The 9505-nt window shown below is 50.0% G+C and carries 5 protein-coding genes; 1 reads left to right on the top strand and 4 read right to left on the bottom strand.

All coding sequences use genetic code 11. From position 1 onward, the window contains the following. On the bottom strand, window positions 1-2529 hold a 2529-nt coding region (locus ABGY95_RS09610; protein ID WP_347441461.1), incomplete at its 3' end, for a hypothetical protein. Window positions 2530-2736: 207 nt separating this feature from the next. On the opposite strand from ABGY95_RS09610, the gene ABGY95_RS09605 reads away from it, so the two are divergent. Continuing rightward, window positions 2737-5379 carry a DUF6797 domain-containing protein gene (locus tag ABGY95_RS09605; protein ID WP_347441460.1) on the top strand — a complete coding sequence of 881 codons (2643 nt, stop codon included), beginning with the start codon at window positions 2737-2739 and terminating at the stop codon, window positions 5377-5379. A 451-nt stretch (window positions 5380-5830) separates the two neighbouring features. Here ABGY95_RS09605 and ABGY95_RS09600 read toward each other — a convergent pair whose 3' ends face one another. The 3 genes from ABGY95_RS09600 to ABGY95_RS09590 all read right to left on the bottom strand — a co-directional run. Continuing rightward, window positions 5831-7696 carry a sulfatase gene (locus tag ABGY95_RS09600; protein ID WP_347441462.1) on the bottom strand — a complete coding sequence of 622 codons (1866 nt, stop codon included), beginning with the start codon at window positions 7694-7696 and terminating at the stop codon, window positions 5831-5833. 247 nt (window positions 7697-7943) lie between these two features. Then, window positions 7944-8606: a DUF1080 domain-containing protein gene (locus ABGY95_RS09595; RefSeq protein WP_347441459.1), complete on the bottom strand. Its 663-nt coding sequence runs from the start codon at window positions 8604-8606 to the stop codon at window positions 7944-7946. Window positions 8607-9054: 448 nt separating this feature from the next. After that, window positions 9055-9505 (bottom strand): DUF1080 domain-containing protein (locus ABGY95_RS09590; protein WP_347441458.1); only part of this gene is annotated, 451 nt, incomplete at its 5' end.

Here is a 9505-nt window from a genome sequence, read left to right as displayed (position 1 = left end):
AGAGTTCTTAGTTAGATCAGCATTTGCAGGAATATTGTAGGTCCTGCTCCATAGTTGAGTCATTGGATCGTAGTCGCATTGCCAAAAGTCGTTGCCATGAACGCTTTGATCCAATGGCTTACCATCAATCACTAAGCACCCACTGTCGTGGGATGGCAGACCTAGGAAAGTCAGAGGAATATAGCCCAATCCACCCGAGATTTCGAATTCAGCGCACCCATTTTCAGTACGAATCCGAACATCCGGAAATTTCCTTACTAACCCCCCCTGCTTCATTACAAGATTAGGGTTATTTTTAGAAGCCTCACGGTGGACCATTTTCCAGGTATCGGCATTTACCTCGAGCGCTGTACGAAGCTCCTGATTTGGACCATAATAATCCTTGGAATCTTGCGGTATAATAATGTGCTCAACCACGGCCTCTACGTAATCTCCAACTTCTAGGCGGGTAATTCCTGGAGGAGGCACAATATCAATGGTTGAGTACTTTTTGCCTCTCTGTTGTGAGCCATGCTCAGCGATCCAGGGCGCAGCTATTTCCCCCCCGAGTCGGGCTCGCCAAGAACGAATGATGATGCCTCGGTTGGCCCATGGGCTATCCACTCGCGTCCATGGTCGTTGGGCTTGATGCATCGACACCCACGGTGATTCCCCGAGGCATTTAAGTGGTTCCGTTTGGTACTTATCACCGCCCCATTGGGCGTCCCATTGTTTGATTACCCCTGAAGAATTGCCCATCGCCAATTTCTTTTCACCAGTAAAATTATACGTATCAGCACCTACTTGAAAGAGCACTAAGCGGGAAAAATCTGTAGCGACGTCAACCTTGAGGCGAATACGGTAGAAGCCGCGAACGAGATCATCAGTCCTTGCTATACTAACAGTCGATGAATGGCGCACACCGTTGGAGACTTTACCACTATAGGAAACTTCTGTGAGACAAGGCCCTTGGCGGTGGCGTATGGCCTGCATAGCTGAGTGACCAACACGCATCCCGCTTGGGTCGAACATTCTAAAAAAGTCGCCCCCACCCACATTAACAGTCCACTTCCAGTGATTTTTCTCCCCAGGATTACTCAGCATTAGTGGTCGAACATCAGTGATCGTGCAATTGGCTTGAGCCTGGCTCGGTTCATAACAGATCGCCTCCCCCCATGCACCCAGAGCACTCTGTTCCCAAAGTTGATTACTTCCCCAGCCAATCAGCGACAGTTGGGCGTGTGAGGCAGCGGCTACGCCGCCCCAGTGACCGTAAGTAATCATCAACTCTAGCTCGAACTCACTTTTAGCCGGAAGACGTAATTGCGTGATACCATGGAGCCAAGTCTTGGCATAGACGCCGCCACGTTTGTCGCCGTGCCAATTTTTACTTAACTGGACTGGGATACCAATTGGGTTTCCCAATGTGTCGCGCAAGGTCATACTTACCCCAGTAATCGCCGAGCCAATTCGGTGGCGAAACCCTGAAGGGGTTTTTGCAAACATCAAACGAGACATTTGTGGGGTCTCGGATGGATTTGTTAGTTGAATGCGAATGCGTTCAGCTGCGTCATTTAAGCTATGCTGACCAACCGCTGGCACGAGTGACCTAACACCATCGAGATCGACCCTGTGCCAGCCCAGTGAGGATTGGTACTCGACCTTACGTGCAGTTCCAGTTTTGAGTTCGCGGGCTTTGACTATCACCATAGAGCTAGCAGCAGCTTTCTTCATAGTCAAAGGGTTAAAAGATAACGCCACTTGGTACCAACCTTTGTGTTCTCCTGCCTCGGTAGTTGATTTTAGGTTTTCTTGTTTGAGAGTCACTCGTGAATTTTTCAACACAATAGCGAGGGAGACATCATTCCAGACAGCTCGGCTCTCATTATCGACCGCAGGAGCTGGTAAATTTACTCCGCTAGTGACAGCTGCTTTGCCGCCCTCATTTTTTTCGGATCCAGGTCTCACCACTAAAATAAACCCAAGACGATCTGGCCAAGCGATCGTTTCAAAGCGGGCTTCCGCATTAAGAATTTCCCCGTCAGCAGACCTGAAAACCAAGTCAGTCACATCCGCACGTTGTACAAATCGGCCAGATTCAATGACCCGAGGGCCAGTAAATCGGCTCCATTTTTCTGCTTGATGACAATGGTATTCTTTATTGTTCACCCTTAAGATGAGATCCAGCTCAGCTGGAGAGTTCTTAGTTCTCTCTTCCCCCTCAATGAGTTTCTCATAGCTCATTGCTCGATGGACGGGTCCAAGGTGAGGGATACTCAATGTCTCGGTATTGAGATCAAATTCGTACGTCCCAGTCCGGATCCGCCGAATCCATTTGGCATCTGTCACCACACTAGGAAACCCCTCGGCCCAACTCATCGATGTGTAGTCTGTGACCTGAGGCATCATCGTCGCCGGAAACTCGGAATGATGAGAGACCTTTGGTTCAATCACAGCCTTTGTATCCGAACGAACAAGCGCGTGTCCACCGGAGGAGAGCTGCGTAAGAGCACTCAGTAGTGAGAGGATGATTAAGCATGTTCTTGTCATTACACTAATTGTGTTTACCACTAGGGGAGACTATAGTCCATATTCTTTAGAGAATAACTTGCACACAAGCTCCTGCCAACCCTTCATATGGAGGATCCTGGGCGACTCGCTGATTTTTTTGCCATCTATTTCCCCAGAGGAAAATCCATGGTTATATCATCTAAATGCACTATGGTAAGAGAGAGTAGTCCAGCTATCCTTGCGGATATGAAATTCATTATGACTCTGCTGCTCATAGCTCTCAGTCACCCTCTTTCCGCACAAATGCTGCTTTCTGAGGATTCTTTACCTGAATACGAGAAATTCATCGACCACGCCCGGCTCATCAAGTCAACCAACCGTAGGGTAATTAACCAAGGCAAGGCAATCTACAAAAACGTTTGCAATAATTGCCATGGTGACATCAACAATGAAGGTTCCGTCCCCACCTCCCTGCGCTTTGCTAGCGGGAAGTTCCAACACGGCAGTGACCCCTATACCATGTACCAGACCATCACCCGTGGCTGGCGCACTATGCCGCCGCAGGTACAGCTCACCCCACGTGAGAAATATGCTGTAATCCACTATATCCGCAGCCAATACCTAAAGCCACACAACCCATCACAACTATTCAAAGTCACCCCTGAATTCCTAGCCAAGCTCCCCGAAGGAAAGAGCTTGGGGCCAGAACCGGCAGCCGACGACAGACCTCGGCCATGGAACTCTATGGACTACGGGGACTTCCTCATTAGCACTTATGAGATTGCCACTCCTGAAAAACGCGCCACTCCCGCACCTCAAGGAACTGAAGCCGACTATCTCGCGCCTGACGCCAACATAGCCTACAAAGGCATAGCCCTTCGCCTAGACCCAGGTAAAGGTGGAGTCAGTGAGGGCAAGACCTGGTCAACCTTTGAACACGATTCCCTCCGCGTCGCGGGTGTCTGGCAAGGTTCTGGTTTTATCGACTGGAAGAGCATCCTCTTTGATGGATCACATGTCACCCGCCCACGCACCATCGGCAAACCACTCTTTGAAACCTCAGACACTCCGGGCTGGGCAAACCCAGAGACAGGAAACTTTGACGACCAGCGTCTCGTCGGCCTCGATCAACTGCGCTACGGGCCTCTACCCAGAAAATGGGCCCACTATAAAGGCCTCTACAAGCATGGTAGCCAAACCATCATCAGCTACTCCGTCGGCGATGCCGACATCCTCGAGAAACACGGCTATACCGAGCAGCACGGATTCGTCCGCCACCTTAATATAGGAAAGTCCACCAAAGACCTCATTGTCCGACTCGCTAACGCTGGCACTTCAGCCAGTGTCAACGGCCATGACTCAATCAGAATATCCACTGCACACAACTTTGTCACGGCCACCATTCCCGCTGCAATCACTCCAGTTAAGCTCAGTTTTTCCATTGGTAAAAAAAATGCCAGCGCTCCCACAACCATCGATCTGACAGCTTTCACCAAAGGCGGCCCATCACAGTGGCCACAAGCCATTCAAGCCAGCATCAAACGCGGCACCCAGGATGGTCCATTTCAATGGGACAACTATGACGTCCCGCAAGATAACCCTTGGAAAAGCCGTATCCGCACCACTGGCATTGAGTTCTCTCCCGATGGGAAATCGATCATCGTCTGTTGCTGGGACGGCGACGTCTGGCGTGTCGATGGCATGACTGGTTCACAGGCAAAAACCACCACATGGAAACGCATAGCCTCCGGACTTTTCCAGCCACTCGGTATCGTTGTGAGGGATAAAAAAATCTACATCACCTGTCGCGATCAGATTGTCTGCCTACACGACCTCAATGGCGATGGCGAAACCGACTTCTACGAGAACTTCAACAGCGACTCGCAAGTCACCAATCATTTTCACGAGTTCGCCATGGGTTTACAATCTGATGAAGCGGGTAACTTCTACTATGCCCGCAGTGGCCGCCACGCGAGACCCCCACTAGTTCCCCACCACGGCACCCTGCTCAAGGTATCAGCCGATGGCAGCAAAACAGAAATACTAGCCAAAGGCTTTCGCGCAGCCAATGGCGTTTGTCTGAACGCAGACGGAACCTTCTTCGTCACCGACCAGGAAGGACACTGGAACCCGATGAACCGTATCAATCATGTTCTCCCCAGTAAAAACTACTTCTACGGCAACATGTGGGGATACGGAGCCCCCGAGGATTCCTCAGACTCGCTGATGGAGCAACCCCTCTGCTGGGTCGATAGAAAGTTCGATCGCTCACCCGCCGAACTACTGTGGGTTGACAGCAAAAAGTGGGGTCCACTCGACGGAAAGCTGATCCACCTTTCCTACGGTCACGGACGACTCTCGCTTGTTCCCCATGAGACAATCGACGGTAAAAAGCAAGGTGGCATGGTTCGCCTCCCCATCCCGGATCTCCCAACTGGCATTATGCGTGGTCGCTTCAACCCGGAAGATGGCCAGCTTTATACCTGCGGTATGGCCGCCTGGGCCACCTCTCAGACCCAGAAAAAAGGTGGACTCTTTCGTATCCGCGCAACTGGCAAGCCCTTCGATCTTCCCACCGATCTAAAAGTTGATAAAGACGGCGTCCACGTCACGTTTAGCAATACTCTCGACCCCACTAGCGTCACCCCCTCAGCTCTTACCATTCAGACCTGGGACTACGAACGCAGCGCTAAATATGGATCGCGCGTCTTCAATAAAAAAGGCCATCCTGTGACCTCTGTAACCCTCTCCCCAGATGGCAAAACCCTCAGTTTCAAGATTAACGAGCTATCCACCTGCTGGCAGATGTCGGTCAACTACCGACTTAAAGCCCAATCAGGCGACGCAGTTGTAGGAGAAATCCAAAATACCATCCATACTCTGGAGTAATACCAGACCAAAAAGCGCAGGCGACCCGAAGTTAATTCGACTTTCACATACTCCATAGTCAGGCTATCAAGTGAGGGTCGTGGTCAACGCGGAAGTCCTTTTCGATTTTATCTGAAAACTAACAACTACCTTCCGTATAGAAGAACCCGGAGATTTCTACATGAAGTAGAGTGGATTCAAAAAACAGCTCTGAGTACAAACTAACCGTCCCGAGTTTCCCTAGACCAATAGGGAAAATATTCAAAACCAACTGAATTAGGGAAATTCACTTTCCTCAAATAAAGATCAACACTAGTTCTCACAGACTCAGAAGCTACCCAGCAACAGAAGCAGAGAACATCAACACCACTCCATACGGGTAAGTTACCCCAGTGGATCTTATACCCATATGGCTAACTCTCGCAGTAATCGCGGCTCTCAACCGTGTGGCAGCTAATCCTAAGGAATTCTTTTACTTGTTGTTCACCTTAACTGATGGCTTAGCACTGAGGGCATGAGCCGAATACTTAGTTTTGGTTTTGCCCAAGCTCACCATATCTGGCAATGCTGGATAACTACGGAGAAAATTATTTTCGTCTATCAGGTTGATAAAATAGTGGGTCGTACCTGAGGGGAGAGTGGCGGTCACCTTATTATCGACTAGGACCTTAGCTGGGACACGAAACCATTCTTCATAACGCTCACCGCCATTGAGGGTGTAGAGAAGATTAGCGCGAACAACTGTCGCCCCATTTTCCTGATAGCTGAACTCGACAAGGTCGTCCTGCTGCTGGCTCGATAGGATCCTGCAGACTTTTTCCTTATTCAGTAGCGGGTGTTTGTAGTCCGGATTATAATACGGATAACTCGCCTCCATCTCACTGAGAATCTCGGTCAGCTTCGCATTCAATGCTTGCGCCTTTTCTGGCATCGTAGCCGCCAGATTGTTCGCCTCTTCAATGTCGGCACGACTTTGTTTACCATTTTGGGTCTCATAGAGTCGATAGAGCTCCACCTCAGGGCTGCGCTTATTGCCCAAGTGGTCATAGTTCCGCACCAGCTTCCAGTCGCCCACACGGATCGTGCTCTCCAGAGCTACGCTATTAGGAAAGTGCCACATCATGGTATCGCGTACAGAGCCATCAGCCAGGCGGACTAAATTCGGATCCGCTGGATTGCCAGTTAGTAAGGCACTCAGGTCTGCGCCATCCAAATGCTTCTCCGCCGGTTTCTCTAAGCCTGCCAACGAGAGCACGGTCGGATAAAAATCGAGGCCGTTGACCATCGCGCTACTTTGAACATTGGCTGCAATCCCAGGGCCACGAATGATGAGCGGCACTCGGGTTCCCCCCTCCATCGCAGAAATTTTACCACGCGCGAGCGGAAAGTTGTCAGTGATGATTTCGCCGGGATGTTGCTCCATGCCTCCATTGTCGGAGGTGAAGATTAAATACGTATTCTCACTCAACATATGCCCGGGCCAACGCGGATCTTCAGTCTCATCTAGATACTTCAATAACCGACCAACGTAATAATCCAGTTCCTCTACCATGGCGCAGTAGAACGGGTTTGTCTGCCCCTTGCCCTTCCACTCACTCGGATTCTCCGGCAGTTCGACTCCTAATTTTTCAACATACTTATCCAGTAGTTCTTTACTACGTGTGTGAATCGGCGTGTGCACCAACCATGTAGCGTAATAGAGGAAGAATGGCTGGTCGGCGTGCCCCTCGATGAACTCCATAGCGTCTTCGCTGTTCTGGTGATACGGGAAGCCATTTTCGTCAAGTTTGAAAGGGTCTCCTTCTTCACTAGTGGCAAAGCCTGTCAAGCGGTGCGGCACCATGCGGCGAGTCGTGCCAAGATTGTGACGCGTCCAATCAAAGCCCTGATCTTCTGGTTGCGGGTAAGCACTATGACTGATAGCCATATGCCACTTTCCACAGTGCCCAGTTGCATAACCGTTCTGCTGCAACACTTTGGCAAGTGTCAATTCGTCTTCTGGCATACGCCCACTATACCATGGAGGCATCATCCGATGCAGCTCTTTGTGATACGGGGTAGGTGGGCCGCCACCAACGACGTGAGTTTTCTGTGCACGCGCTGGGTGATTACCACTCATGATGGCACAGCGCGTGGGCGCACACGTAGGCGCTGGAGAATACGCCTGCCAGAACATTACTCCCTCTTTTGCTAGGCCATCAATGTTCGGTGTCTCCATCGGCGAAGGCTCGTCGATGTCGTAGCACTTCACGTCCTGCCAACCAAGGTCATCGGTCAGCAGCAAGATAACATTCGGTTTTTCCGGACGGGGGGAGTCCTCGCTAGCCGCCAGACCCATTCCAGAAAGTAGCACAGAAGAAATAGCTACTACGGTCACCGGAGAAAAGAGAGTTGATAGATATGTTTTCATCGTGATAATTTTCGGCTTTTTACACCAATTCGAGTTTATAAAAAAGACGTATTGTACGGGATATAAGCTTCACCAAACTCACCCCTATTGACTAGACCTATTGCCTAATTCATTTGCTTGGCCCCCGTTCAAAGGGAGCCAATCTAGATTAGTATTGATCGGGAACCCTTAATGCTTATTTCAGCGGGCTGATCACAATGTTGCGGTACCATACCGGCTGACCATGATACTGCAGTCCAAAGTGGCCGCTCCTCGGTAGGTCCTTGAGAGCCGTCTTGAATTTGTTTTTTGATCCATCGGGATTTTTTTGGGCCGTGCTCCAATCGTCGATATTCACATCGAGCACCTGTTCGCCATTAAGAACAACTGTGATCAGTGGTCCGCGGCAGGTCAGAGTCATGGTGTTCCATTCGCCGTCGGCTTTGCCCATGGCTTTGGATGATTCTTTGGCGTCGTAGAGCGAGCCGACGACATGTTTGCCATTATACAAGCCATCAGATGCAATCTGGATCTCAAAGCCACCCTGAACTGGGTCCTTAGGATTGGTGCGGAAAAATAGGCCGCTGTTGCACTTCTCGGATGTCTTGTACTCTAGGCTAATTTTAAAATCACTGTAGGCAGCCTTCGACCAGAGAATCCCACCGGGTGTTGCTGATGTGGTAAGCTCACCATCATTGAGCACCCAATGTTTGTTCAAGTTTAGGGCTTCAGTCGTCAGCAGCTTGACTGGTTCAGCTGCTTCGGTCGTCTGCTGCCCCAACACAGCGGCTGAGGACAAGAGGATGGCAAGGCAACTACCTGTGAGTCGCTTGTGAAGGGATGGCTTATTTTGTTTCATAATTATTTTAACTTTATTGATCGTTTTATTGATCAGAATAAATGGCTAGCTGGAATGTTGTCTTTAAACATGTGAGTTTGCCAGACGCTACATCCGAAAGCTATTAAAAAAAAGCATACGCCCTATCAGATCGATTCATATCATCAGTTCAGAGGATATGTAGCGACTCAGCCCGAGTAATAAGCACTGATGAATCAGCTGTTCGCAGATGGTAGAAAAATCGCCACCTTATTGATCTGAGCTTTTGCCCCAGTTCTTAATGCGCAGCTTCCCTAGCAATAAATCCAGCGTACCGCCATGGCAGGAGGCATTAAATATAATGAGCCCCCCTTGTCAAAAAAAAGCACCGGCTAGATCTGCATCTCGACGGTGCCCTAACAGACATAAAAATATATGCTACGCCCCCCCGTGTGCAGGATGAGACAAAGCTGAAAACTCTCAGCTACCCCTATTTAGCTGGCTCAAAGGTCCCACGAAAGCTCTCCAATGCGCTATCGTAATCAACATCCGGCATAATCCAAAGGTTACGGAAGGATACGCCAGTACCTTTGTGATCCTGAATCATCAACGGACGCTTCCCGTGCTTCTGATAAGGACGACCGACTTCTGCATAGAGCCAAGCATCATTATGGATGAGGATTCCATTGTGAAAAATGGTGGCACGCATCGGCTCCTTAAGCGAACCGTCATCGTTGAACTCAGGGGCCTTGTAGAGGATATCATAGGATTGCCATTCGCCTGGTTTACGGCAAGCATTGACGCGAGGCGGGTGCTGGCCATAGATGGCCCCGCAACTCCCGTCAGCACAGGTGGGGTTTTTATAACCATTCATCACCTGAAGCTCATAACCTGACATGAGAAAAATGCCGGAATTCCCATAGAGCTGCCCATTCCACTGG

The sequence above is a fragment of the Rubritalea sp. genome (genome assembly GCF_039830215.1).
Classification (GTDB): Bacteria; Verrucomicrobiota; Verrucomicrobiia; order Verrucomicrobiales; family Akkermansiaceae; genus Rubritalea.
This window is presented reverse-complemented; position numbering and strand designations above follow the sequence as displayed.

Bases quoted from the DNA above. Each gene is read 5' to 3' on its own strand.
- ABGY95_RS09600 (WP_347441462.1), bottom strand. From the start codon at position 7,696: ATGGGTCTGGCGGCTAGCGAGGACTCCCCCCGTCCGGAAAAACCGAAT.
- ABGY95_RS09595 (WP_347441459.1), bottom strand. From the start codon at position 8,606: ATGAAACAAAATAAGCCATCCCTTCACAAGCGACTCACAGGTAGTTGC.
- ABGY95_RS09605 (WP_347441460.1), top strand. From the start codon at position 2,737: ATGAAATTCATTATGACTCTGCTGCTCATAGCTCTCAGTCACCCTCTT.